The 26,038-nt window shown below is 43.7% G+C and carries 18 protein-coding genes; 4 read left to right on the top strand and 14 right to left on the bottom strand.

All coding sequences use genetic code 11. From position 1 onward, the window contains the following. Positions 1–27: 27 nt before the first annotated feature. The 10 genes from prsR to RM556_RS04220 all read right to left on the bottom strand — a co-directional run bounded on the left by prsR (position 28) and on the right by RM556_RS04220 (position 14,733). The gene (gene prsR, locus RM556_RS04265) at positions 28–1,386 is read right to left on the bottom strand and encodes a PEP-CTERM-box response regulator transcription factor (RefSeq protein WP_311362009.1); all 1,359 of its coding nucleotides are present in this window, start codon (positions 1,384–1,386) and stop codon (positions 28–30) included. After that, positions 1,386–3,437, bottom strand: coding sequence for an XrtA/PEP-CTERM system histidine kinase PrsK (gene prsK, locus RM556_RS04260; RefSeq protein WP_311373932.1), 2,052 nt, complete (start codon positions 3,435–3,437; stop codon positions 1,386–1,388). Before prsK ends, prsR begins: the two co-directional genes overlap by 1 nt. 6 nt (positions 3,438–3,443) lie before the next feature. Beyond that, on the bottom strand, positions 3,444–4,568 hold the full coding sequence (locus tag RM556_RS04255; protein ID WP_311373931.1) for a beta-ketoacyl-ACP synthase III: 1,125 nt from the start codon (positions 4,566–4,568) through the stop codon (positions 3,444–3,446). Between the two features lie 226 nt (positions 4,569–4,794). After that, positions 4,795–6,621 (bottom strand): choice-of-anchor I family protein, encoded by a 1,827-nt coding sequence (locus RM556_RS04250; protein WP_311373930.1) that lies wholly within the window; start codon positions 6,619–6,621, stop codon positions 4,795–4,797. Positions 6,622–6,987: 366 nt separating this feature from the next. Then, positions 6,988–7,899, bottom strand: coding sequence for a LysR substrate-binding domain-containing protein (locus RM556_RS04245; RefSeq protein ID WP_311373929.1), 912 nt, complete (start codon positions 7,897–7,899; stop codon positions 6,988–6,990). Between the two features lie 17 nt (positions 7,900–7,916). Continuing rightward, positions 7,917–9,185: an inorganic phosphate transporter gene (locus RM556_RS04240; protein ID WP_311362004.1), complete on the bottom strand. Its 1,269-nt coding sequence runs from the start codon at positions 9,183–9,185 to the stop codon at positions 7,917–7,919. Between the two features lie 212 nt (positions 9,186–9,397). Continuing rightward, positions 9,398–10,111, bottom strand: coding sequence for a phosphate signaling complex protein PhoU (gene phoU / locus RM556_RS04235; RefSeq protein WP_311362003.1), 714 nt, complete (start codon positions 10,109–10,111; stop codon positions 9,398–9,400). 21 nt (positions 10,112–10,132) lie between these two features. Then, positions 10,133–10,939: a phosphate ABC transporter ATP-binding protein PstB gene (gene pstB, locus RM556_RS04230; protein ID WP_311362002.1), complete on the bottom strand. Its 807-nt coding sequence runs from the start codon at positions 10,937–10,939 to the stop codon at positions 10,133–10,135. A 40-nt stretch (positions 10,940–10,979) separates the two neighbouring features. Continuing rightward, the gene (pstA, locus tag RM556_RS04225) at positions 10,980–12,530 is read right to left on the bottom strand and encodes a phosphate ABC transporter permease PstA (RefSeq protein WP_311362001.1); all 1,551 of its coding nucleotides are present in this window, start codon (positions 12,528–12,530) and stop codon (positions 10,980–10,982) included. After that, positions 12,523–14,733, bottom strand: a complete 2,211-nt coding sequence (locus RM556_RS04220; protein ID WP_311373928.1) for an ABC transporter permease subunit — start codon at positions 14,731–14,733, stop codon at positions 12,523–12,525. The genes pstA and RM556_RS04220 overlap by 8 nt, the downstream gene beginning before the upstream one ends. A 93-nt stretch (positions 14,734–14,826) precedes the next feature. Between RM556_RS04220 and RM556_RS04215 the strand changes: the two genes are divergently transcribed. The 3 genes from RM556_RS04215 to ppx all read left to right on the top strand — a co-directional run bounded on the left by RM556_RS04215 (position 14,827) and on the right by ppx (position 19,058). Then, positions 14,827–15,351 carry an ACT domain-containing protein gene (locus RM556_RS04215; protein ID WP_311361999.1) on the top strand — a complete coding sequence of 175 codons (525 nt, stop codon included), beginning with the start codon at positions 14,827–14,829 and terminating at the stop codon, positions 15,349–15,351. A 106-nt stretch (positions 15,352–15,457) separates the two neighbouring features. Beyond that, on the top strand, positions 15,458–17,527 hold the full coding sequence (gene ppk1 / locus RM556_RS04210; RefSeq protein ID WP_311374078.1) for a polyphosphate kinase 1: 2,070 nt from the start codon (positions 15,458–15,460) through the stop codon (positions 17,525–17,527). Position 17,528: 1 nt separating this feature from the next. After that, complete coding sequence (ppx, locus tag RM556_RS04205; RefSeq protein ID WP_311373927.1) at positions 17,529–19,058, top strand: exopolyphosphatase; 1,530 nt, start codon at positions 17,529–17,531, stop codon at positions 19,056–19,058. Between the two features lie 49 nt (positions 19,059–19,107). Here the strand turns inward: ppx and RM556_RS04200 are convergent, their stop codons facing one another. The 4 genes from RM556_RS04200 to tkt form a co-directional block, all read right to left on the bottom strand. Next, a complete protein-coding gene (locus RM556_RS04200) occupies positions 19,108–20,007 on the bottom strand; it encodes a fructose bisphosphate aldolase (RefSeq protein ID WP_311373926.1) in 900 nt (299 codons plus the stop codon). Positions 20,008–20,150: 143 nt separating this feature from the next. Beyond that, positions 20,151–21,320 carry a phosphoglycerate kinase gene (locus tag RM556_RS04195; RefSeq protein WP_311374077.1) on the bottom strand — a complete coding sequence of 390 codons (1,170 nt, stop codon included), beginning with the start codon at positions 21,318–21,320 and terminating at the stop codon, positions 20,151–20,153. A 64-nt stretch (positions 21,321–21,384) separates the two neighbouring features. After that, positions 21,385–22,404, bottom strand: a complete 1,020-nt coding sequence (gene epd / locus RM556_RS04190) for an erythrose-4-phosphate dehydrogenase (RefSeq protein ID WP_311373925.1) — start codon at positions 22,402–22,404, stop codon at positions 21,385–21,387. An 80-nt stretch (positions 22,405–22,484) separates the two neighbouring features. Beyond that, positions 22,485–24,479: a transketolase gene (tkt, locus tag RM556_RS04185; RefSeq protein WP_311361995.1), complete on the bottom strand. Its 1,995-nt coding sequence runs from the start codon at positions 24,477–24,479 to the stop codon at positions 22,485–22,487. Positions 24,480–24,829: 350 nt separating this feature from the next. Here tkt and metK point away from each other — a divergent pair, with 350 nt between their 5' ends. Continuing rightward, on the top strand, positions 24,830–25,981 hold the full coding sequence (metK, locus tag RM556_RS04180) for a methionine adenosyltransferase (RefSeq protein ID WP_311361994.1): 1,152 nt from the start codon (positions 24,830–24,832) through the stop codon (positions 25,979–25,981). Positions 25,982–26,038 lie beyond the last annotated feature (57 nt).

The raw sequence follows: 26,038 nt of genomic DNA, 5'->3' as shown, positions 1-26,038 counted from the left end.
CCTTAATGTTAGCAGTAACAATTGGGCTTATGCATTGCTCTTAAGATCCTCTAAATGATATTTATCAATCAGTGAGTATAGAGTTGGTCTCGTGACCCCTAAGAGCTCTGCAGTTTTCGAGATATTTTGTTCCGACTGATGGTAAGCACGTCTTATCGCCTTACTTTCAGCTTGTTCTCTGACTTCCCGTAAATTCAGTACTAATGTTTCTTCTTCAGTTTTCTTGGCTAACAAGCTTAGGTCATCGGCGGTGATTACATTACCCTCAGCGAGCACCACAGCCGATTTCAATTTATTCTGTAGCTCGCGTATATTGCCAGGCCATGGATGCGATAGCATGGCTTCTATTGCGTCCTCACTGAAGCCTTTTATCTTGTTGCCATATTCTTCTTTATATTGATTTAAGAAAGTCCGCGCGAGCAACACAACATCTTCATCTCTATCTCGCAATGGTGGAATACTAATAACAATTTCACCCACCCTGTAGAATAGATCTTCTCTAAACGTTTCTTGTTGCACCATATCTTGAAGATTACGGTGCGTTGCACATACAACACGAATATCAACGGGGATTTCACTGCGCCCGCCTACCCTTTCGATAACACGTTCTTGCAGGAAACGAAGCATTTTGGCTTGCAAACCAACTGGCATATCGCCAATTTCGTCAAGGAACAAGGTACCGCCTTGTGCTGTTTCAATTTTACCTAAGGTGGTTTTGTTTGCCCCAGTAAACGCGCCTTTTTCATAACCGAATAACTCACTCTCAAGTAGGTTTTCTGGAATAGAAGCACAATTGATCGCAACAAAGGGTTTGGCTTTACGGTGACTATGTTCGTGAATACTGCGAGCAAACACTTCTTTACCCGTACCACTTTCACCAAGCAGCAGTGCCGATATATCAGTTAAGGCAATTTTTTCAGCCTTGCGACTGATCGACTGAATCGCTTCACTATTTCCAATAATTCGCCCCATTGACGGGTTCGATAAACTCAATAGGTGATTTTCATGCTCTAAGGCGGCTAAATTCAAAGCACGTTTAATCAGAATATTGATAGTTTCTGAATCAATGGGCTTTTGGTAGAAATCATAGGCACCCATGCTGATTGCTTTCAATGCGTTTTCTTTTTCGTTGTTTCCGGTAACCACGATGACTTTAGTGCGTGGCAGCAAGGCCATAATCTCTTGCAGTGTTTTTAAGCCTTCTGATGCATTAGCAGGGTCAGGCGGCAAACCAAGGTCGAGAGTGACAACTGTCGGTTCAAATCGACGCAACTGCACAATAGCCGAAGCTCTATCGTCTGCGAAGACAGTATCAAATTCCGATAATGCCCACTTCAGTTGTTTTTGGATCCCGAGATCGTCGTCGACTACTAGTACTTTGTCCATTACTCTGCCTTGTATTGTTCCATCATGGGTATTCTTAAAGTAAATACCGTTCCTTCATCAGGTGCACTATCAACGTCGATAGTACCGCCGAGCTCTTCAATAAAATTCTTCGCATCGTATGCGCCAATGCCCATTCCCGCATTGCCTTTAGTGGTATCAAAAGGCTTGAACAAGCGAGTATTGATAAAATCTTGGCTCATACCTTGGCCATCGTCAATAATTTTAATGACGGCCCAATCACTCTGCCCGTCAAATTCTTTTTCAATTTCTACCACAACTTTACCACTTTCCGAGGTGGCTTGTTGCGCATTACTCACTAAATGATACATGACATTGCTAAATTTATCGGCATCTATTTCTAGCAACAGTGTGTGTTCGGCCTTCAACATCGGCAAGGGCAGAATGGATTGACAACGTTGGCGAAGTACTTCTTCACTTAGAGCACAAAGGTCAATTTCCCGACTTCGTTGGGTTTCAGCGACTTTCTTCTCTGTTAGCTGTTTCAGCATTTTGTCCATGCGTGACTTGGTGTGCTCTAGCGTCTCGAAAGTATCATCAATAAATTCTGGATTTGATTTATGCTGCTGAGCATTCGCAAGTATCAAATCAATCTGTGCCATGACATTCTTCAAATCATGTAATACAAATGCCGACATCCTACTGAAGGCCGCAAATTGTGCATTCTCGGCCAAGGCATAAGCACCTTCAAATTGCAGAATATAGTTCGCAACTTGCGCTTTTACCGCGTTAATGTAATCACGTAGCTCCCAATTGAGAGATTTACCATGTTCATTATCTGCATCAATAATTGCCATCCCCCAGAACTCATCCTGACGAAACAAAGGAATGATGAGCTGAAAACCGAAATGATTCATGAAGTAGTCTTTATCGTCTAATTCCTCATATTGGTGAGGCTTAACACGCAGCTCAGAAATATCGACAATCCACTCTTTATGCTGAAAGTACTGGGTAAGATAAGCTAACTTTCCAAAGTCGAGCTCATTCTCAACGCTAGTGTTAACAGAGGCAACCGCACTTAAGCCAGACTTGCTGTGCTTCAGTAGAACGCCTTTCTCATACTCCATTGCATCTAAGATACCACGCAAAGAGGCTTGATAGACATCATGTAAAGATTGGTCTTGCCCACTAATGCTTTCAGTCAACTTTACCCATTGCACACGATAATCAAACTGGTTTGCATAAAAGTGTTTGGTAATAAAGACTTTTATACGAGTCCTGAAATTATGCGATAAAAACAAGCTGATCAATAAGACCAAAGACACCGCGACTAAGACCAACTGAAGAGGGTAACTCCAAGAGCCACCAAGAAACTTCACCAAATAGCCAATCAAAGCCATAAAGAACAGATAGCCACCAGCAACCAATAAAAGTGTACTGTGCAAGACCACGTCACGGCTAACAAAAATAGCAACACCCCAATAGGATATTCGTCTAATTGCTAGCACTAAGAAAGGTAACAAGCAGAAATAAATATACCCTCGAGCATAAATATAGTTTTCACCAATTTGGTTGATCATGGTCGCGTTAGCATAGGTTACAAAGTCAAATAAACTCATGGAACCTAAGAAAAGTACTAGCGGCTTATACGCCCACTTCTGCTCGCCAGCCTGGCGGTAAACAAGCTCCAGTACAATTAGCATCTGCAGAGCGACAATGGTATGTAATGAGAATTGCCATAAACTAGGCAAAGAAGACGTAATAGCAGCAATCAATGCCGCGGTAGGTAAAACCAAGAGTGACAGCGTAATCGGCCGCAACACGATTTGTTTGAATGAATGGAAGTCAGAACGTAAGCAAGCTGCTAGGAACAGCATCCAAACCCACTGCCGACTAGCATCTGCCGCAAAAAAGTGAGCAATACTCTTTTGCCAACCTAGCCCCCCAATATGGCTCGCCGCCCATAAACAGGTCACTAAACTCGCAGCAATAAGTAAATATTTTGCTATCCCCGACTTTCTCCCTGTCAGTAGGAGCAGTATAAGCGCGAAATATCCTAAGGCAGCTAAGGCATATCCTAAACTTCCAAACATCCGTATTTATCTTTTCTGTACTAATAAACTACCAATTGAGTAACCCGCGCCAAATGAGCACAGAATACCGAAATCCCCACCAACCAAGTCAGTATTGTAAAGATGAAACGCAATCACAGAACCCGCAGACGCTGTATTAGCATATCGATCGAGCACAATAGGCGCTTCTTCAAGGCTTGCTTCTCTGCCTAGCAAGCGTTTGCTGATCAGCGTGTTCATATTGATATTTGCTTGATGTAACCACCAACGACGCAAATTATCTGGGCCTAGGTCGTGCTTACTCAAATGTTCACGAATATGCTCGGCAGCTAGTGGGCAGACATCTTTGAAAACCTTCCGACCTTCTTGGTGAAAAAGCTTATCGGGTCCATATGGGTCAGTATCATTCGCGTAGTTTAGATAGCCGTGATTTGAACGAATATTACTAGAAAACTGAGTGAATGCTTTTGTACTCAATACATTATAGGCGTTATCACTTGTGACCGTCTCTTCGGCTTCAAGCACAACAGCGGTAGCCACATCACCAAAAATGAAATGACTGTCACGGTCAGTATAATTAATTTGCGGAGAAACGAGCTCAGGGTTAATCACTAGCACACAGCGAGCCGTTTCAGCTTTTATCATCTCATATGCTCGATGCATACCGAAGGTAGCAGCTGAACAAGCCACCAACATATCAAAGCCAAAACCTTGGATACCTAACTCTGCTTGCACTTCGATAGCAATCGCCGGATAAGAGCGCTGAACATAAGCGCAAGAAACGATGACTGCATCTATATCTTGCGCTGTTTTATTCGCAGCGAGCATGGCTTCCTTTGCTGCGGCAACTGCCATTTCAGCTTGATTAGAGATTTGATCATCGCTTCTTTCTGCAATAATCGGACGCATGCGGTTGATATCTAAAACACCGTTTTTTTCGTATATATAACGGCTTTTAATACCGGATGCTTTTTCTACAAACTCTGCGCTAGAGTGAGGTTTTGCGATGATTGTACCGGCTTCAATCTCAGCCGCATTTTCTTGATTAAATTTATCTGCATATGCATTGTAACTAGCAATCAATTCTTGATTGCTAATGCTGTGCTCCGGCGTAAATAAGCCAGTGCCGCTCAAAACGACGTTTTGTGTCATGTGTGTAGCCTTATTTTTTATTAGAGCGTGTTGCTCTTTGCTGAACCAAGCTTAGCGCTTTATTACAATTTTGTCATTATACGAAAAGCGACGATGAAGAAAAAATAACAGGGCGGTAAAAACATAAAAAGCGCAATCAAATCAATGATTGCGCTTCTTCATTAGATACTCAAGCTAAAATATTGTGACAATATTTCAATAAAGCCTACTATTATTTTTTGTGTGATTAATTTGGTGTCACTTCGTACACACTCACCGTGCCACTCACTTCATTACCAACAATGACTAAGGCTTGACCTGTAGCACTATCGACGGCATCGACAAATAGCAGGCTTTCTGGTGCTAAATCACCAATCCCATCAATTACGGTGCTTCCTTCGGTTAAATCACGGTTAATGACGTAATCAGCGAAGAAAGCGTCAAATGGGTTAGTCACATCATAAACAAAAATGCCGCCCATTCGCTCCGTCCCAACAAAGGCATAGTTACGGTCGCCAATTTGACCCACGGTTAACGCTTCTGGCTCCGGACCTTTGTTCTCTGAGCGAGAATCACCTTCGTTCTCATCATCGCCATTATTGAATTGCGCACCATGGATAGATGCTGTGATTCTCTCAAGGTCATCGCCTGAATCAAACACGACAAGTCCATTTTGATCCCAAATGGTAAATGAACGGCCACCATAGGTGTAGGCTGTTTCATATTCGCCATTGCCGTCGCTGTCGCCTAAGACATCGGTCACTCGCAAATCATTCAAACGCCCATCAGCCTGGAGCGCTTCAAGTGCAGAACCCGCTTCTGCTGTTAAGTCTTCTACTTTCACTTCGTCGCTATATGCTAAACAACCATCATCTGCGTCATATGCCTGGCCATTAGCAGCAGTACACGCCGCTTCGTCAGCTACGTCAAAGAAATACTCTCTCGCATCACCTTCATTAGCGGTCACCAAGAATGTAGCGCCTTTCCAATCATAATTAGCGATTGTATCCGGCATGTACACACCACGTAGGCCTTCATACTGACCAAAGCTAACGGCCGCGTTTTCTTGACCATCAAAATCGAGTCCTGACCAGTTTTTGCTGCCAAGGCCAACAACCTGAATGGAAAGGTCTTCAAGATCAAGAATAGCTAGGCCATTGTTTTCTTGCAGAGTGATATAAGCGGTACCATTTTTAGTAGTCACATACTCTGGCTCAAGGTCTTGAGCCACTGTCGTTGTAATCGCGTTGCCATTGATGGTGCGACCATCTGGATTCGGGAAGTGCATGCCTTGCGCTTCTAAAGCAGCTTGGGTGCCATTCAAATCCGTAAATGTGACCGTCTCAGCAGTTTCTTCAGGTTCGCCACTGGCAAGGATATCAATCACTGATATGGTACCTTCAGGGTCAACCGAGTAATCATCATTTGGTTCACCTTCGTTGGCAACAACTAATTTCCCTCCATCCGGAGTGAAAGCGATTGAGTCTGGTAATGCACCAACTTCGACACTATCAAGGAAAGCAGGCGAGCTATTGTCTAAGCCAGTGTAGAAAAGAATGAAACCATTATCTGTCTTATTAGCTGCAGGCATTGCTACGGCGAGTAAGTCATTGGAAATAGCAATGCTGGTCAAACCACCTAAATCCACTCCACTTGCAGTGGTGGGTAATGTGATACTCGATACAGTTAAGTTCACTGAACTGGTTGGGTTAGAGAGTTCAGTTGACGTAATGCTATCAGCCGCAATAATGGCGATTGTATTATTTGCTGAATTGGTCGCGTAAATGGTTTGACTTGCTTTGTGGTATTGCACAATTTCAGCCGAGCCTTGTGCACCCAACGCTGCGCGTGCAACCAATGACATCGATACGCCAGTGGAGGCATCAGTACCATCACTGCCATCTTCACCATCGGCGCCATCTTGACCGTCGTTACCGTCATCGCCCGGATCGCCTTGTGGCCCCTGAGTACCTGTTTCGCCGGTGTCGCCGTCGTCGCCGTCAAGACCACAACCACTTAAAACGAAGCCCAAGGCGATTGCCAAAAGACTGATTTTAAACTTTGACTGTAACATTACTTGTTCCCTCAAATTTTTATTATTTATGATTGTTAGAGTTAACGATTCGTGTCGCCAACCTGATGTGCCTAAATTAACACCATATTAGCCGATTTTCATCGAATTTTTGGATTTATTCTCACTAAATGGTGACAAAATACTGTGACATATTTATGAAAGTCTGGCTTGAAGCATTTTGCTTCAAATAGTAATCGAAGAATACTCACCATTAAACAGGCCAGAAAATGTCAAAGCAAACCCTTACCTCTGCCTGCTTTCTCAAACTGTAGGGATCGTGTTATGAACCCTATATGTGTTATATCGTGAGAATTGGGCTCGATGAAATGCATTGATCGCAGTAGATATGTACTCTACCCCCTTTAACTACCGTATTTCTGCAGCTTGGGGAATCAAGGGAGCAATCACTTTTGCCAAATGTCGAAATAACTGTATACGGGTCGTGCCGTTTCGCCAAACTAAGCCAATATCCCTGAATGCATTATCCTCTGCGGGTAAGCTCACAACATCGGTACCTGCCAGTATATTTTTTTGCAAAGCCATTTCCGGCAAAAAGGTATAACCCATCTCACTGTTCACTAAGGAAACCAGTGTATGCAAACTATTGGCAGTCAGCGAACTCACTTGCTCCTTATGCTTCAAGCCGCAGGCACTTACAGCATGCTCAGTGAGACAGTGCTCTTTCTGCAACAAAAAAATACTGTCTTTGGGTAAGGAATCAACGTCTGGCGCAAGCTCTAAGCCCATTGCAGTATTTCTATGCGCAATCAAATGAAAGGGGTCGTGACCTAACAATAATTGTCGACAGCCAGGCGTTTGCATTGGTAAAGCTAAAATAAGGAGGTTTAGCTCGCCCTCTTCTAGTCTGGCTAGCAAGTTATCCGTAGTATCTTCATGTAACTGCAATGTGATGTCGGGTAAGGACTGGTTAATTGTTCTTATTAAACCTTCGAATAAAAAAGGCGCAATTGTGGGAATAACGCCAATTCGTAAAGTACCCGACTTCCAATCTCCAGCTGATTCGGCGAACTCGATCCACTCATGAGTATGGCTCAGTAAGGCTTTGCTTTTTTCGACTAATGCTTCACCAAAGTCTGTAAACACGAAGTTTTTATGTTCGCGCTCTAGGAGTTGCTGGCCCAAGCTATCTTCGAGGTTTTGTACTGCCGCACTTAAGGTAGATTGGCTGACATTGCACTTATCAGCAGCACGATGAAAGTGCTGCTCTTTATGCAAGACCGTGAGGTAATGTAAATGTTTTAAATTAGGTAATTTCATTTACGCCTTCGATTCCACTATACCCCAAATGCAAATTTTAGGATGAAGAAGAAGATAATTGAGAGTGTCGCACCTGCCGGTAAGGTAACAACCCAAGACACGACTATTGTACGAATTATTTTCATGTTCAATGCGGCAACGCCTTGGACAATACCAACACCCAATACGGCACCCACGAGTGTTTGTGTGGTAGAAATAGGTAAACCTGTGCCAGACGCTATCAATACGGTCGTCGCTGCAGCTAGTTCAGCGGCAAAGCCCTTACTCGGCGTTAGGTGAGTGATACCTTGGCCTATTGTTTTCATTACGCGATGGCCAAACAATGCCAATCCCGCCACAATACCAACACCACCCAGTGGCAAAATCCACCACGCTAGCGGCGAGTTGTCTAAAATCAGACCGTCGTTACTGACGACACTGACAACTGCAGCCAACGGACCGATAGCATTGGCAACATCATTTGAACCATGAGCGAAGGCCATACAACAAGCGGTCAATACCATTAAAATAGCAAAAATTTTCTCTACGCTTGCAGACTGCTCTTCTTGTGTTGACGATGTTTCAACATGTAAACGTCTAATCAAAACCATACCAATAATGCCAACCAAGACACCAATAGCAATGGCTAGCAAATAACCTTGCTCAGTAGGAAGACCAAGTCCAACATGCTTTAAACCCTTTTTAATGGTAACGAGGGACATAATAAAACCGGCCATACCCATATAAATTGGCACGTATTTTACCGCGTAAATTAGTGGAGTGGCGCGGTCAAAAATGAGCTTTTTAGCACTTAAGAATATGAGTATCGCTATCATGCCTGAGATTGCAGGCGTCACGACCCAACTGCCTACGATACCGCCGACTTTGCTCCACTCTACTGCGTCAGGACTTACGCCAATTGCTGTAAAACCGACAATCGCACCAATAATAGAGTGCGTCGTTGACACTGGCCAACCAAAGTAGGAAGCAACCGCCAACCAGATGCCCGCGGCTAGCAATGACGCAATCATGCCAAGCACTAAGTACTCAGGAATGTTGGTAAAATAGGAGACATCAATGATGCCTTTACGAATAGTTGATGTAACTTCGCCACCGGCAAGATAGGCACCGGCGAACTCGAAAATCATTGCAATGATGATGGCTTGCTTCAAGGTGATTGCTTTGGAGCCTACTGAGGTGCCCATTGCGTTCGCAACGTCATTTGCACCAATACCCCAGGCCATCACAAAACCTACAACAGCGGCCATTACTACAAGTAAAAAGCCGTAACTTTGAATTAAATCCATATTTGTATTTTGCCTAGAGCTGAAAAACGGGTTAGTTCATTGAAAGCATGGAATATGCGCTCCGTGCCTATGAAATGAGCAAAGTGATGATTGCAGAAGAATTGGGTTTTCAAACTTATAATCATGGCCGAGCTTCATTATTGAGACGACAGTATGGTACAACATGAGAGTATGATCGCAATAGCAGAAAAGCAGATTTTTTTATTGGCCGCTTATTTCATGAGCTTTTTTACTGTCTTTTTCATCGAACTATGGCGAACATCTTTACCATAGGTTAAAAATAGTACGTATTCACACAGGTTTTTACAGCGATCACCTATCCTTTCAAGCGAGCGAATAGCCCACAGTACGTCGAACCAAGCCTGCATATCGTGCTTTTGCTCTGACATTTCTTTTGCGGTTTGTTTGAGCAACTCTTTGTGTTTTTTATCAATACTATTGTCTTGCTCATAGACTGCCACCGCTGAACGCTCATCCTGTCTCGCAAAGGCATCAAAGGTACCTCGCATCATAAACACGACTTTTTCAGCGATCATTAACATACCACTGAGCACAATATCTGAAGGAGGAAGACGATCTTTTGTCACTAGTTTTGCAATTCTGCATATTTCATCGCCTATACGCTCTATATCTGTTGTCGCTCGCGACACAGTCATAATCAATCGCAAGTCACTGGCGGTTGGATTACGCTTAGCTATTATCCGCATACACTCATCGTCAATCTGAACTTCCATCGAGTTAATTTTTAGATCGTTCAACAATACCCGTTCAGCCAAACTTGGGTTGTTCTCTCTAACAGCAGTGATGGTGTTGATTAACTGCTGTTCTACCTCACCGCCCATCGTTAACACTGAGTTGGTAAGCTTTTCTAACTCTTGGTTAAACTTGCCGGAGATATGTGTATTTAATTCGATATTGCGTTTCATAGTCTTCTCAGTGAGCGCTTATTATCCGTAACGACCGGTAATGTAATCTTCTGTTTGCTTCTTTTCAGGCATCGTAAACAAGGAGTCACTGTCTGAATACTCTATCAATTCACCTTGATGTAAAAATGCTGAATAGTCCGACACTCGCGCAGCTTGTTGCATGTTATGAGTAACAATAACGACAGTACACGTGCGCTTGAGCTGATTAATAAGCTCTTCTATATGCAAAGTGGTCAACGGATCTAATGCCGATGTTGGTTCATCTAGTAACAACACATCTGGTTGTAAGGCCAAGGCTCGGGCAATAACAAGGCGCTGCTGTTGCCCACCTGAGAGTAATAGGGCCGAATCAAATAAACGATCCTTTACCTCATCCCAAAGCGCTGCATTTCGTAGCGATCGTTCGACGATATCATCTAACGAGCGACGTTCGGTTTTACCCTGAATGCGTAAGCCAAAACAAACGTTCTCATATATGCTCATTGGAAAGGGGTTTGGACGTTGGAAAACCATCCCCACTTGCGTTCGTAACTTAGCAACGTTCTCTTTTTTATTATATATGTTGCGCCCATCCATGTGTACTTCACCCGAGTAGGCATAGTTCTGATTCAGCTCGTTCATGCGGTTGAAACTACTCAGTAAAGTCGACTTGCCACAGCCACTCTGACCAATCATCGCTGTGATTTTATTTTTAGGAATGCGCATATTGATGTTGTTCAGAACGCGACTATTATTCAGCCAAACCGATAGGTCCCTGACATCTAGAGCTGTTTGCTCATCGCTCAACTTATCTAATGAGAGCGTTTCTTTTTCAAATAATTTCAACATGCGTACATCTTAATTCTGATAGTCAATGGGTGCCTTTCCACTATATTCTAAGGTAGCGATCACGTAGTTTGTTACGCACAATTATCGCCGATAAATTTAACACAAAAACAATCAATAGTAAGAGCATACAACTAGCAAACATCATAGAAGAACCCTGTGTATTCGTTTGATTGTGAAATGCGCCGTCATAAACAAAGACACCTAAATGCATAAATTGTCTTTCAAAATGGATAAAAGGAAATTCTCCATCTATCGGTAAGCTTGGCGCAAATTTCACCGCGCCAACCAAAATCAAGGGGGCAACTTCACCGGCCGCTCTTGCAACGGCGAGAATGACACCGGTCATAATACCTGGGCTAGCAATGGGCAATACGGTTTTCCAGATTGTCTCAATTTTTGTTGCTCCAAGTGCATAACTGCCAGAGCGCAGACCTTTTGGCACTCTGCGTAAGCCCTCTTCAGTGGACACGATTACCACGGGCAAGGTTAACAACGCCATGGTAAGTGCAGCCCAAAACAAGCCAGGTGTACCAAAGGTGGGGGAAGGCAAGGCACTACTATAAAATAATTCGTCAATTGAACCGCCCAAAGTATACACAAAGAAGCCTAGACCAAACACGCCATATACTACGGATGGGACACCGGCCATATTGCTAACACAAATACGGATGACCGATGTTGTCTTGTTATTTGGTGCATATTCATGCAAGTAAATGGCAGCCATCGCGCCAAAAGGCGCGACGATGATCGCCATCAATATGACCATCAGTACAGTGCCAAATAGCGCAGGAAATACACCGCCACTGGTGGATGCTTGTTTGGGTGACTCGCTAACAAATGCCACCATTTTTTCCGCAGCGTAGGAAAATTTATCCACCCAAGTCAGTTGATTGGGTTTAAACAAGCGCTCAATGTCTTTCAGATAGAGCGAAAAACGCTGCCCCATAGCATCGGTAAACACAAGTCGATAAGCATTAATTTTTTCATTCAAAATATCAGCTCGACTCTGCCAATAGTCGAAGTCCGCCTGTTCTTTTATGCGTGCTGGTGCATCTTGAGAGACCTGATTTTGGTTTAAGCTTGCAATATTGCGATGCAATTGAATTAAATGATTATTTTGAATACCGCTCAGCTCCTCCTGTAAGAGTTCCACATCAGTCTGCACATCATTCAGCGCATCTAAAGAAAAATAGGTATTTTCATTGGTCGATATGTACTCAAAAAATCCATGCATAGCGGCGCCAGAATACATATTAATTTGATACACATCTTCCACCTTCTCCACTACGACCTGAGGCATGGCTAATGTGGCATTGGCGAACTGAACATCTAGTTTATCAACAATGCTTTGGCTAAAGACGTCAATATCACTAGCACTTCGCACAAAACGACCAGTATCAACAGGCTTTCCTAGTTCAGCGTCACTTTCGTAAGTGGTCACTTTAAACACTTGAGAAGGCCAGAAGTAGGCACTTCCCTTAAGTACAATAAAAAATACTAAACTGAACAAAACAATGAGCAATACAGCAGCACTTAAACCAGTGCCAAAGCTGGTAATATTTTGCTTCTGTTGGGGTGTAAACTTAAGCATAGTTGTACAACAGCCTGAGTCGATTGCGGAGAATTTCAGCCGCTGTATTGACGATAAAGGTAAAAATAAACAAGATACCTGCGGTCAAGAATAGAATATTAAAGTGACTACTATCACTACTGGCTTCCGACAGCTCGATGGCTAAATTCGCTGTCATCGAGCGCAAGCCTTCTAATATGTTCCAATCACTAATAGCTGTATTGCCAGTGACCATAAGCACGATCATCGTCTCGCCAAAGGCACGACCAAAGCCGAGCATAATTGCCGATAGTATGCTGGGAAACGCCACAGCAATAATAACATTTCGCAAGGTCTGCAATTTGGTAGCCCCAAGCGCATATGATGCTTGTTTAATGCTATCCGGGACTTCAAACAAAGCATCTTCGGCCAAAGAATAAATACTGGGTGATATTGCAACGCCAAGTGCAATCGCAACCACTATAGTTGTTTTCGAAATATTCAGTACTTGCGCCGAGTTTGAGCCCGATTCAGCTAAGGCCTCTGTGCCAAACAGCAGCAAACGCCAAACATCACTTAAAGAGAAGCAAAACAATCCAAGTAGAATAACGCCCGAAGCTATAAAGGCTAGCTCCCATTGCTGCCCTACTCTGTCTTTTATCAGATTGCTTATTTTAGTGTGTAACATTGCACTAGATACTAATGCAATTGGAAGTAAAATAAGGAACAAGATAACGGACAAAAGAAACTCTTCAGCTATCGGCACCAACCAAACGGCAGCAATAAAACCAATGACGACTGACGGCACGGCTTCTAACATTTCAATGGCAGGTTTAATATAGTGTCTTATTTTTGGGTCAGCAAAAAAGGACGTATAAACAGCAGCCCCCAGAGCCAAGGGGATAGCCACGAACAATGCTAAAAACGATGCTTTTAAGCTACCAATGATGAGTGGCACAATACTCATTTTGGTCTCGTAATGCGCCGTCGCGCTACTGGTTTGCCAAACAAATTCTGGCGATGCATGACCTTCATACCACACTTCTGCGAATAAGCTTTTGGCTGTGGTAATTCCTTGCAGATCGCGGATAGCTAGCTCGTACACGCGATCTGAAACGACAACATAGACCGACTCATTGAACCAATAGCTTGTATCCGCATTAACGCCCAAGTTTTGTTCACCGAATAATTGATTGGTGACTCGATTCAAAAAGGCATGCGATCGGTCTTCAAAAAAGACCAATGCGGCATTTGAGTTACTATCAAATGCAATACTTGCGATCCGTTTATCCAACTCTGCTACATCACTCACATTCTCAGTAAAGACAAACTTGCCACCTTGGTTTTGCATCAGCCACTTAGTGAATTCGCCTTTTGAATTCAAGGTAAACATTGCCCGTTGACTTGGCGCCATGATTAATTGCTGAATAGGAGCGCGTAATATTTGAAGATCAAGCTGTTGCTTGTCTTTGTCATATAAGGTCCAAACGTTCTCATTTATGGTCACCAACTGCCTAGAACGCGATATCAATTGAAAGTGCTGAACATTGTCAAATGCCCGATACTCAAAGCGTTCAGGGTGCAGCTTATCAAACCAATAGGTATGCAATTGAGTCTTATCAAGTGACCCTAGCATCACGTAGTTGTTCGAGATGGAAAGTGAAAACACTTTGCCAAAAGCATGTTCTTTACGCAAAGCGATAGAGCTTTCCAGGGTAAACTCATAGGCAGAACCGGTATATCTCAACTTATATAATTCAAATAGACCACTGGGCGTAATCACTCCGGTATAATCGAAATTACCACTGCTTGGGAAGACAAATTGATGCTGGCAGGAGAAGGGAACTCGCTTCACTTCCTGCAAGCTGCGATATGCAGTCGCTTCAGCGATACGGGCAGCAGACAGAAAAGTCGGTGTCGCTTGCCGTGCATTGGCATAAACAACTAAGTCGCAACTATCTACCGCCAAAGTATGGTAGCCATTGGATAACTCCAACATGCTATGAAAGCTCAGTGTCGTTTCTTGGGGCGCAGAACGAGAGCTGGTCGCTTGGGTATCCGAGATATAAGTTTCACTGAGCGCGGCTTGTGGGGTTTTGAATAAAGGGAAGGCGTTACTAAAAATATGCCAAATAATTAACAAAAAGGTAGCCAAGACAAGCCAGCCAAAAACGGTAACGACTTGTCGAGCAATCCAATCTTTACGAAATCGCTCTTGATTAAATTCTCTTTGTTGATTATTCATTTAGCTTATAAATTTGGGATGAAAACACCGAATGACTTGGCGCTACTAAAGCACTATACTCAAAACAAATCAATAGCTAAGGAAGAATCTATTATGCAAGCAATGGTATTAACAATTGTGGGTGATGACCAACCGGGTTTGGTGGACGCAATTGCAAAGTGCATTACTGATGCCCAGGGTAATTGGCTGCGTAGCAGTTTTTGTCAGCTATCTGGACAGTTTGCGGGCTTTATAGAAGTGATGCTACCACAGGAAATGCACAATGAGCTTGTCGCGTCTTGCCACAAGCTGGCTAATCTAAAAATCACGCTTGTTCCCTCAGCTGATTTGCATAGCCAAGCCGACAAATCTGCGCAGAAATCAGCCATTATTACAGTGACTGGGAACGATCGACGCGGGATTGTCAGCGATATTACCTCAACCTTAAAAACCTTTGATATCAATATTACAGAGATGGCCACGACGTGTGAAAGCGCACCGAATTGGGGGAATTTGTTATTCACAGCGAGAGTCACCATTGCTGCAGCACCCGAATTGGACCTAGACAAAGTTCAGGACGCCATAGAGGAAATTACTGATGATGTGATGGTTGAAATTGCCGTCTTACCATCGCAATAAGATAGTCATACGATTGTCATGGATGAATGCAATGATTTAAGGTCGCATAAAGACGCCTTTCGTCACTGTTTGTTAATACTGAGAAAATTGAAAATATATTGTCATGATAAATGAAACTGAATTGTACTACCCAAAAGAGTTGAGTTGGCTCTCATTCAATGAGCGAGTGCTGCAAGAAGCCGCCGATGAAAATAACCCAATTATCGAGAGAATTCGTTTCCTCGGGATATACTCTAATAACCTAGATGAGTTTTATCGTGTTCGCTTTGCTGATGTAAAACGTCAAATTACTATTTCTCATAATGATGGCAATGAAGCGCAAGCTATTGTCTTTGAAGAATTACTAAAACGTATTCAAGAAAAAGTACACGACTTATCACAGCATTTTGACCGAATTCACAAAAACGTGACTAAAACGCTGCGCCGCTACAACATTCATATTTTACAGCACAATGAACTCAGCGAATCGCAGCTTGTTTGGGCACGCCGTTATTTTAATAGTAAAGTCCTGTTGCACGTTGCACCGATACTGTTGGATAGTAAAGTCCAACTGATACAGCGTTTGAATGATAGCTCTGTCTATTTAGATGTCGCCTTAAGACGCGAAGGTCGAAATACAAAATATGCAGTGGTAGAAATACCGACGAGTTCCATTAGCCGCTTCATTGTGCTGCCCCCTGAAAAGACCAAAAAGAAAAAGCAAATCATCCTGATAGATGATTTAATAAAGTTATGTCTTGGTGACATTTTCAAGGGCTTCGTAAAGTTCGATTCAGCCGATGCATACTCTTTCAAAATCACTCGGGATGCGGAATATTCGATTAACGATGAAATCGATGAAAGTTACGTAGAAAAAATGTCTGAAGGTATGAAGCAACGACTTATTGCGGAGCCTGTGCGTATCATTCACGATGACGGCATGCCTAGCGACATGATCCAAGATTTACGTAAACGCTTGAGAATTTCGTCTGAAGATACGATTCAATCAGCCGGTCATTACCGTAACTTTAAAGACTTTATTGGCTTTCCAAATGTGGGTAGAAACTATCTTGAAAACGAGGCACTGCAAGAGATTACCAACAAAGATTTTGCCACTCATGATACCGTTTTTCAGGCAATTGCAGCAAAAGATATCTTGTTGTATTACCCCTACCATGAGTTTTTGCATTTTACCGAGTTTGTGCGTCAAGCTGCGTTTGACCCACAAGTGAAACACATCAGGCTGAATATTTATCGCGTTGCGTCACAGTCACGCATCATCAATTCACTTATCGATGCCGTTGATAATGGTAAGTCGGTGACCGTGGTGGTTGAACTGCGCGCTCGCTTTGACGAAGAAGCCAATATTGCATGGTCCAAACGTATGACTGACGCAGGGATCAAAGTGGTGCTGGGTAACCCTAATGTGAAAATCCACAGTAAACTTTGTGTCGTGTCTCGTGATGAACGAGGTGTGACCAAGCATTATGCTCACTTCGGTACCGGTAACTTCAATGAAAAGACCGCGAAAATTTACACTGATTTAAGTTTATTTACGTGTAATCAAGAGCTTGCGCTTGAATGTATTCAAGTTTTCGACATGATCCAGAATCCTTTTAGAAAGCTTAAGTTCCAGCACTTACAGCTTTCGCCGATTAATGCGCGTAGTAAGATCCAGTCTTTGATCCGCCAAGAAATCCAGCGCGTGACAGAAGGTCACAAAGGCTTGATCACACTGAAAATAAACAATCTAGTCGACAAAGAGCTTATCGATAACCTCTACCATGCGAGTCAATCCGGTGTACAAATCAAAGCCATTATTCGTGGTATGTGCTCGCTGATCCCTGGCGTAAAAGGGCTCAGTGAAAACATCGAAGTCATCAGTATTGTCGACCGCTTTTTAGAACATCCACGTATTATGATGTTTGAAAACGGTGGTGATAAGCGAGTATTTTTGTCTTCAGCAGATTGGATGACACGGAATATGGACCACCGCGTAGAGGTAGGTTGCCCGGTCTATGATCCCGATGCAATCAAGATGATTGAGGATTTACTCGACCTGCAGTTTAAAGATACCTTAAAGGCGCGTATCATCGACGAACACCAAGTAAACAATTACGTAAAGCGTGGCAATAGAAAGAAGCTGCGTTCACAAATTGAAACTTACAATTACCTCACTAAAAAGGAAGCATTGTAGCTTGCAAACCTTAGAACATGTTTTCGAAGATGTCGAAAGTCGCGACGTTAACTCTTACGCGGCTTTGGACATAGGTTCCAATAGCTTTCACCTAGTCATTGCAAGAGTTGTTGCTGGCTCCTTACAGACAGTGCAAAAAATTAAACATAAAGTGCGTCTTGCCGACGGCCTCAATAACAAAAACATGTTGTCTGACGAAGCCATGGAACGTGGCTTGAACACACTTGAGAGCATGGCTGAGAGTATGCAAGGCTTAAGCCCTTCGCATGTTCGTGTCGTGGCAACTCATACATTGCGCAGAGCTAGAAATGCTCGGGCCTTTTTGGCCAAGGCCAGAATGGTATTTCCGTTTCCTATTGAAGTGATTTCTGGCCCAGAAGAAGCGCGTTTAATCTATGCTGGCATTGCTCATACTACCGAAACCCAAGGTCATCGTTTAATTATTGATATTGGCGGTGGCTCTACAGAGTTTGCTGTTGGTGAGGACTTACAACCTAGTATATGCAAAAGCGTACAAATGGGGTGTGTCAGTTATCAGCAACGCTATTTCCCCGAAGGCAAACTCAGTAAGCGAGCATTTCAACGAGCCATTACCGCCGCGCGTCAAGAAATTGAGTTGGTTGTTGGAAACTTAAAGCGCTTTTCATGGGACACAAGTATAGGTGCTTCGGGCACTATTCGGGCTATATGCGCAGTATTAAGTGCCGTTGCCGAAAGTGAAAACGATGTGCCAATCACCAAAGCAGGTTTGAATGAATTGATGCAACATTGTGTTGATGCTGGTCACACTGATTTAATTAACCTGCCCGGCTTGAGTGAAGATCGCAGACCTGTGTTTGCAGCGGGCCTAAGTATTTTAATCGCCATATTTAGAAGTCTTAATATTCCTCAACTGGAAACAAGCAGCGCTGCCCTGCGTGAGGGTGTGCTATATGAAATCCAAGATTTACAAAATAACAAGAGTATTCGTGAACGTACAGCGCAGAGTTTAGCCACTCGCTATGATGTCGATACGCACTATGCCAAAAAAGTGTGGGCAACATGCATTCAAATTTTTGAAAGCACCGCTGAAAACTGGGGCATCAACACTTGGGATTTACGCCATCTACTGGCTTGGTCTGCGCTATTGCATGAAGTGGGTTTACAAATAAACTCGCGAGGCGTGCAGCGCCATTCTAGCTATATTATTGAACAAACTGATTTGCCCGGGTTCAACCAAGAACAACAAAAACTCTTATCGACGCTAGTCCGTTATCACCGTAAAAAGATCAAACAGGCTGAACTGCCCAATTTCGTGAATTATGACGAAGCCACCGTGATGAAACTATTGGTTATTTTACGCTTGGGTATTTTGTTGAATATTAACCGTCAAGAGACACAACTGCCTGAATTTAGCGTCAGTTTGTCGAGTGATAAAATTGTGTTAAATTTTCCGGACAATTGGTTTGATTTATCGCCTCTGTTATTGGCTGACTTGGAACAGGAAAATGCGTACCTAGAAAGTACACCTTACAGCATAAAAATACGTTAAAAAAGCGCCTAAAGGCGCTTTTTTTTTGGGGTATCAAATACGCTTAGCTTTAGCTTGCGGATGCTTGATAAATGCCTTCAATAGCGCTATCGAGTGTTGCATTAAACTCGTCATCTGACTGTTGCGCACTGACACCTTCCGTTAATGCACGTGAAAAGCTCGCTATCATGCCATTATTCTCGCTTAAGCGTTGATTCGCAGTATCACGATTGTAACCGCCCGACAAAGCCACAACTTTTAAAACTTGAGGGTGATTAATGCAATCTAAGTAGAAATTAGCTTCTTCAGGAAGTGTTAATTTCAGCATCACGAATTGGTCAGCAGACAAGGCATTGAGTTCTGCCATCATCGCAGCCCTTAATAATGCTTCTGCTTCCGCTTTTTCTGGGCTATGGATATCCACTTCTGGCTCGATAATGGGAACTAAACCCGCAGCAATGATTTGCTTACCCACTTCAAATTGTTGCGCAACAACCGCATCAATGCCTTCTTTGTTCGCTAGCTTAACAACAGAGCGCATTTTAGTGCCAAAAACGTTTTGTGCGTTCGCTTTTGCTAACAACTCATCCAAGCCTGGCATAGGCTTCATCAACTGTGCGCCATTCACCTCATCAGCTAAACCTTTGTCAACTTTTAGGAAAGGAACGACATTTTTCTCTTGCCACAAATAAGCCGCACTAGAAAGGCCATTAACGTCACGATCAAGCGTATTTTCAAACAAAATAGCGCCTAACACACGTTCGCCGTTGAAGGCTGGGCTCGTCATAATTCGTGTACGCATTTGATGAACACAAGTAAACATTTCTTCATCATTGGTATAAGCGGACTCATCAACACCATATAGCTTCAGTGCCTTAGGTGTACTACCACCACTTTGATCCAATGCGGCAATAAAGCCTACATCATTTTTGACTTTCGCCAACATGTCTTGCTGTGCTTGAGTTGTCATTCAACGCTCCTTTTTTCGTATTAAAGAGCAGAGTTTCTGCTCATATAAGCTATGTTTTGTGTCCAACTTTATATCCCGCCGTTTGGGTGAGTTGTGCATCCCACACGTCGTTTTGTATTATTTTTGGTATCGAAAACCAAACATTATGGTCTATCGAGTATTGCAACAGCAGGTAAGGTCTTACCTTCTAAGAATTCTAAGAACGCGCCGCCACCCGTTGATATATAGGATACCTTATTCTCGATATTATATTTATCTACTGCGGCTAAAGTATCACCACCACCCGCAATTGAGAAGGCATCGCTATCCGCAATAGCCATTGCTAGGGCTTTCGTTCCCTCACCAAACTGATCAAATTCGAATACGCCAACAGGTCCGTTCCAGACTATTGTGCCTGCATCCTTCAGTATACCCGCAAGTTTCTGAGCAGTTTCAGGACCGATATCGAAGATCATGTCTTCATCAGAAACCTGATCAACTGGCTTGATACTCGCTGGGGTGGTCTCTGAAAACTCAGTACCCGTGACAACATCGGTAGGCACTGGAATTTCACCATTATTGTCTTTCGCCGCTTGCATTAAGCGTTTTGCCTCTGGAATTAAACTTTCTTCAACTAAGGACTTTCCAACCTGGTGTCCTTGAGCCGCAATAAAGGTATTGGCAATGCCGCCACCAACAATAAGTTGGTCAACCTTACTCGCCAAGGACTCTAGTACAGTGAGTTTAGTCGACACTTTCGAACCACCCACTATCGCAACTAATGGACGCTTCGGATTATCTAGCGCTTTTCCAAGAGCATCAAGTTCAGCTGCGAGTAAAGGTCCGGCGCAGACTTGATCTGCGTATTTAGCAACACCGTGAGTAGAGGCTTGCGCTCTATGTGCGGTGCCGAATGCATCCATAACAAACACATCACACAAAGCAGCATACTTCTTCGCTAATGCATCATCATCTTTCTTCTCACCAACATTAAAGCGAACGTTTTCTAATACCGTGACTTTTGCACCTGTTGATGCAAGGCCATTTAAATAATCGCTGGCTAACTCAACACCACCATCTAAAGCGTCGTTTAAGTAATTCACTACGGGTTGAAGTGAGAATTCAGCTTCGGCTTGACCTTCAGTGGGTCGGCCTAGGTGAGACATAATCAATACTGTTGCCCCTTTTTCAAGAGCAAGTTTAATCGTGGGTAGCGATGCACGAATGCGTGCGTCAGAGCTAACAACCCCCTCTTTAATAGGCACATTTAAGTCTTGTCTGATCAGGACTCGCTTCCCGTGTAAATCTAACTCTTTCATTTCGCGAATAGGCATCATTTTCTCCTTCAGACGATCACTTAGTTGTTCATTTTTAAAAGTTGTACCTGCTGTTTGCGAACTACACCTGCTCTTCCAACTGGTGCATATACAATGCAGTATCGAGCATTCTGTTTGCAAATCCCCACTCATTGTCACACCAAACAAGTGTTTTCACTAATTGCTTATGACTCACTCTTGTTTGCGTACCATCCACAATCGAAGAATGTGGATCATGGTTAAAGTCCACAGATACTAGTGGCTCTTCAGTATAATCAATTATCTGTTTCAATGCGCCACGAGCCGCATGCTTCAAGACAGTGTTTACATCATTTACGCTGACTTTTTCTCGTAAAGTGACACTCAAATCCATAGCGGTTACGTTAATGGTGGGCACCCTAACTGCAATCGCTTCGAACTTGCCTGCAAAGCGCGGTAATATGCGTTCAATGCCAGCAGCCAAACGCGTATCCACCGGAATGATAGACTGGCTAGCAGCCCTAGTACGGCGCAGATCAGGGTGATAAGCATCGATAACTTGTTGGTCATGCATTGAGGAATGGATTGTTGTAATTGTACCACTCTCGACACCATACGCTTCGTCCAATACTTGAATAATGGGGACGATACAATTGGTAGTGCAGGAGCCATTGGATACGATCTTATCGCTCGGCTGAAGACTCTGATGGTTAATGCCGTAAACAATAGTAGCATCCATATCTTGCCCACAAGGCTGTGAAAACAAGACCTTCTTGGCACCGTTCTTTATATGTTGTTGTGCATCTTCTCTGGCGCTGTAAATCCCTGTGCATTCCAACACAATATCAACAGCTTGTTCTGCCCAATTTAATTGTTGGATATCGCTTTGTTGATAAAGTGGAATTTTGTCACCGTTCACGATTAGACATTGATCAGTGTAATCTACTGTGCCTTTGAAACGGCCATGTGCAGTGTCATACTTTAATAAGTGTGCTACCCCCTCGGCAGAGGCGACTTCGTTAATAGCAACGACTTTGATGTGGGATTGTCTACCCGACTCATATAGAGCGCGCAGAACATTGCGGCCAATGCGGCCAAAACCGTTGATGGCAACACGCAACATTAGCATGTACCTCGAGAGAAGACAGGCTGCTGCCCATCGTTAAAAACAATGAGCAAGCAGCTAGTGCTGATATTCAAACCTTAGTTTAATCCTTTTGCCGCAGCATAAACCGCTTCTGCAGTAATACCAAAGTGTTCGAATAACTGGCCTGCTGGTGCAGACTCACCGAAAGTGTCCATACCAATAACAGCGCCATTAAGACCAACGTATTTATACCAAGTATCTTTCGCCAACGCTTCTACTGCAACTCGCTTAGAAATAGACGATGGAAGGACTGTCTCTTTGTACTCTGCAGATTGACGATCAAAAACATCTGTACATGGCATTGAGACAACACGCGTTGCAATGCCCTCTGCATTTAGCTTCGCAGCGGCTTCAACAGCAAGTTGAACTTCTGAACCGGTCGCAATAAGAATAGTGTCAGGCGTGCCCTCACTATCAACCAATATGTATCCACCACGTTCAACATCGGCTAACTGCTGTGCATCACGCGCCTGCTGAGGCAAACCTTGGCGAGTGAAAATCAAACTCGTTGGGCCGTCGGTGCGTTCAATTGCAGCTTTCCACGAAATGGCTGATTCAACTTGGTCACAAGGGCGCCAGTTGTCTAAGTTAGGTGTTGCACGCAAAGCCACAACTTGCTCAACTGGTTGGTGTGTTGGGCCATCTTCACCTAGACCAATCGAGTCATGGGTGTAAACAAATATGACTGGTTGCTTCATCAATGCTGCCATACGCACAGCATTTCGAGCATACTCCATGAACATCAGGAATGTTGCACCATAAGGCTTAAACCCGCCGTAAAGTGCAATACCATTCATCATGGCAGACATGCCGAATTCACGAACACCGTAATACAAATAGTTACCTGAAGCATCATCGGCACTTACACCTTTGCTACCAGACCAAATAGTCAGATTTGAACCCGCCAAATCAGCTGAGCCACCTAGGAGCTCAGGTAGCAATGGACCAAAAGCATTCAATGCATTTTGAGACGCTTTGCGCGTAGCGATGTTTTCAGGGTTTGCTTGCAAACCTCTGATGTATTTGTTTGCGTCATGCCCCCAGTTTTCTGGCAAGCCATGGGTTTTACGACGAATAAATTCTTGTGCCAATTCAGGATGAGCTTGTTGGTATTCAGCAAACATAGCATCCCAAGCCGCTTCGGCTTCAGTACCTTTGGCTTTGCCGTCCCACCCTGCATAAACGTCGGCAGGTACGTCAAACGCAGCATGCGGCCAATCCAATTCTTTTCTGACCAATGCAATTTCATCGTCACCTAGTGGTGCACCGTGACAATCTTCTTTACCTTGCTTATTTGGCGAACCAAAACCGATCACTGTTTTACAGCAAATCAAACTTGGACGAGAGGTTTCTGCCTTCGCTTTTTCAATTGCAGCGGCGATTTGCTCAGGATCGTGACCATCAACACCTGCAATCACTTGCCAGCCATAGGACTCAAACCGTTTCGGTGTGTCGTCGCTAAACCATCCTTCAACTTCACCATCGATAGAAATACCATTGTCATCCCAAAATGCGATCAATTTACCTAAACCTAAGGTACCAGCAAGAGAGCATGCCTCATGGGAAATGCCTTCCATTAAACAGCCGTCGCCTAAGAAAGCATAGGTTTGGTGATCAACAACATTGAATGAGTCTCTATTAAACTGCGCAGCAAGCACTTTTTCTGCGATCGCCATACCAACCGCATTCGTTATGCCCTGCCCTAAAGGACCTGTCGTAGTTTCGACGCCTGGCGCATAACCATATTCCGGGTGACCTGGGGTTTTAGAGTGTAATTGACGAAATTGCTTTAATTCCTCAATTGGCAGTTCGTAGCCTGTGAGGTGCAATAGAGAATATAAGAGCATCGAGCCATGCCCATTGGAAAGCACAAAACGATCACGGTTTGCCCAGTTAGGATTGTTCGGGTTGTGCGACATAAAGTCTGTCCACAAAACTTGCGCAATATCGGCCATTCCCATCGGGGCGCCAGGGTGTCCTGACTTGGCTTGTTGAACAGCGTCCATACTTAACGCTCTAATGGCGTTGGCTAAATGACGACGTGATGGCATGAGCTCTCCTTGATACTTCGATTACATAATGCTGTAAGAATCCGAGGGCTTGACCGCGGTTCCTCAAACTGAGGGCGTATTCTCATACACCGAGCGACTTTGTTCAATCATTATTCGGCGTTTCTGTGTTGATTTTTTTGCTTTAATCGCATTTTTAAACATCCAAAATTCTCGACAAGCCGTATCAGCCCTAAACCCGACTAGACTTTTAGACGTCTAGAAGTAAAGATTGGTAAAATTCATTTTTTCGACTACAATGTCGATATTGAACTGAAGCAACGAAAATCCAAGGGCCAATTCGTGTTCATTATTGAGAACGCGTCCCTTGGTTTGTAACTATAGGATAATTCATGGCTAGCCATTTATTTACATCAGAGTCAGTGTCTGAAGGACATCCTGACAAAATTGCAGACCAAATTTCAGATGCCGTTTTAGATGCCATCTTAGAAATAGATCCAAAAGCGCGCGTCGCTTGTGAAACCTTCGTCAAAACGGGGATGGTTTTGGTTGGCGGTGAAATTAACACCAAAGCCTGGGTCGATATAGAAGAGTTAACAAGAAAAACGGTAAAAGAAATCGGTTATACCCATTCTGATATGGGCTTTGATGCTGATTCTTGCGCGGTATTGAATGCTATTGGTAAACAATCGAACGATATTAATCAAGGTGTTGATCGCTCTTCACCAGAGGAACAAGGCGCGGGTGACCAAGGTTTAATGTTTGGTTACGCGAGTAATGAAACCGACGTCTTAATGCCAGCGCCAGTCACTTTCGCCCACCGTCTTGTGCATAAGCAAGCGGAAATGAGAAAAAGCGGCAAGCTTAATTGGTTGCGTCCAGATGCTAAGAGTCAAGTCACCTTTGTTTACGAAGATAACAAACCTGTAGGCATCGACGCAGTGGTTCTATCAACCCAGCACTGTGACTCAGTCAGTAATGAAGTGTTACGTGAAGCAGTCATGGAAGAAATCATTAAGCCAGTGCTTCCCGCTCAGTGGCTTACTAAACAAACGCAATTTCACATTAACCCGACCGGTCGTTTTGTTATAGGTGGTCCAATGGGTGATTGTGGTTTGACGGGTCGTAAAATCATCGTCGATACCTACGGTGGCATGGCACGTCATGGCGGCGGTGCATTTTCAGGTAAAGATCCGTCAAAAGTTGATCGCTCGGCGGCATATGCTGGTCGTTATGTGGCTAAAAATATCGTTGCCGCTGGTCTTGCTGATCGTTGTGAAATTCAAGTTTCCTATGCGATTGGTGTGGCTGAACCGACTTCTATTTCTGTCGAAACCTTCGGAACAGGCAAAGTCAGTGATAATGTGTTAACGAATTTAGTGCGTGAACATTTTGATTTGCGTCCCTATGGTTTAATTACTATGCTCGACTTAGAGCGCCCTATCTATAAAGCAACTGCAGCGTATGGGCACTTTGGTAGAGATGAATTTCCATGGGAAAAAACCGACAAAGCCAATGACCTGAGAGCAGCTGCTGGGCTATAATAGTTCACAAGGCTTAGGTTCAGAGTGCCAATCGGTACATTGAGATTCAAATAATGC

Source organism: Alteromonas sp. W364 (assembly GCF_031846205.1).
Lineage (GTDB): Bacteria > Pseudomonadota > Gammaproteobacteria > Enterobacterales > Alteromonadaceae > Glaciecola > Glaciecola blandensis.
Note: the sequence above shows the minus strand (reverse complement) of the source record. Positions and strands in the feature narration are given on the sequence as shown.

Coding starts and splice junctions, on each gene's coding strand:
- prsR (WP_311362009.1), bottom strand. CDS start 1,386: ATGGACAAAGTACTAGTAGTCGACGACGATCTCGGGATCCAAAAACAA.
- prsK (WP_311373932.1), bottom strand. CDS start 3,437: ATGTTTGGAAGTTTAGGATATGCCTTAGCTGCCTTAGGATATTTCGCG.
- RM556_RS04255 (WP_311373931.1), bottom strand. CDS start 4,568: ATGACACAAAACGTCGTTTTGAGCGGCACTGGCTTATTTACGCCGGAG.
- RM556_RS04250 (WP_311373930.1), bottom strand. CDS start 6,621: ATGTTACAGTCAAAGTTTAAAATCAGTCTTTTGGCAATCGCCTTGGGC.
- RM556_RS04245 (WP_311373929.1), bottom strand. CDS start 7,899: ATGAAATTACCTAATTTAAAACATTTACATTACCTCACGGTCTTGCAT.
- RM556_RS04240 (WP_311362004.1), bottom strand. CDS start 9,185: ATGGATTTAATTCAAAGTTACGGCTTTTTACTTGTAGTAATGGCCGCT.
- phoU (WP_311362003.1), bottom strand. CDS start 10,111: ATGAAACGCAATATCGAATTAAATACACATATCTCCGGCAAGTTTAAC.
- pstB (WP_311362002.1), bottom strand. CDS start 10,939: ATGTTGAAATTATTTGAAAAAGAAACGCTCTCATTAGATAAGTTGAGC.
- pstA (WP_311362001.1), bottom strand. CDS start 12,530: ATGCTTAAGTTTACACCCCAACAGAAGCAAAATATTACCAGCTTTGGC.
- RM556_RS04220 (WP_311373928.1), bottom strand. CDS start 14,733: ATGAATAATCAACAAAGAGAATTTAATCAAGAGCGATTTCGTAAAGAT.
- RM556_RS04215 (WP_311361999.1), top strand. CDS start 14,827: ATGCAAGCAATGGTATTAACAATTGTGGGTGATGACCAACCGGGTTTG.
- RM556_RS04200 (WP_311373926.1), bottom strand. CDS start 20,007: ATGACAACTCAAGCACAGCAAGACATGTTGGCGAAAGTCAAAAATGAT.
- RM556_RS04195 (WP_311374077.1), bottom strand. CDS start 21,320: ATGCCTATTCGCGAAATGAAAGAGTTAGATTTACACGGGAAGCGAGTC.
- epd (WP_311373925.1), bottom strand. CDS start 22,404: ATGTTGCGTGTTGCCATCAACGGTTTTGGCCGCATTGGCCGCAATGTT.
- tkt (WP_311361995.1), bottom strand. CDS start 24,479: ATGCCATCACGTCGTCATTTAGCCAACGCCATTAGAGCGTTAAGTATG.
- metK (WP_311361994.1), top strand. CDS start 24,830: ATGGCTAGCCATTTATTTACATCAGAGTCAGTGTCTGAAGGACATCCT.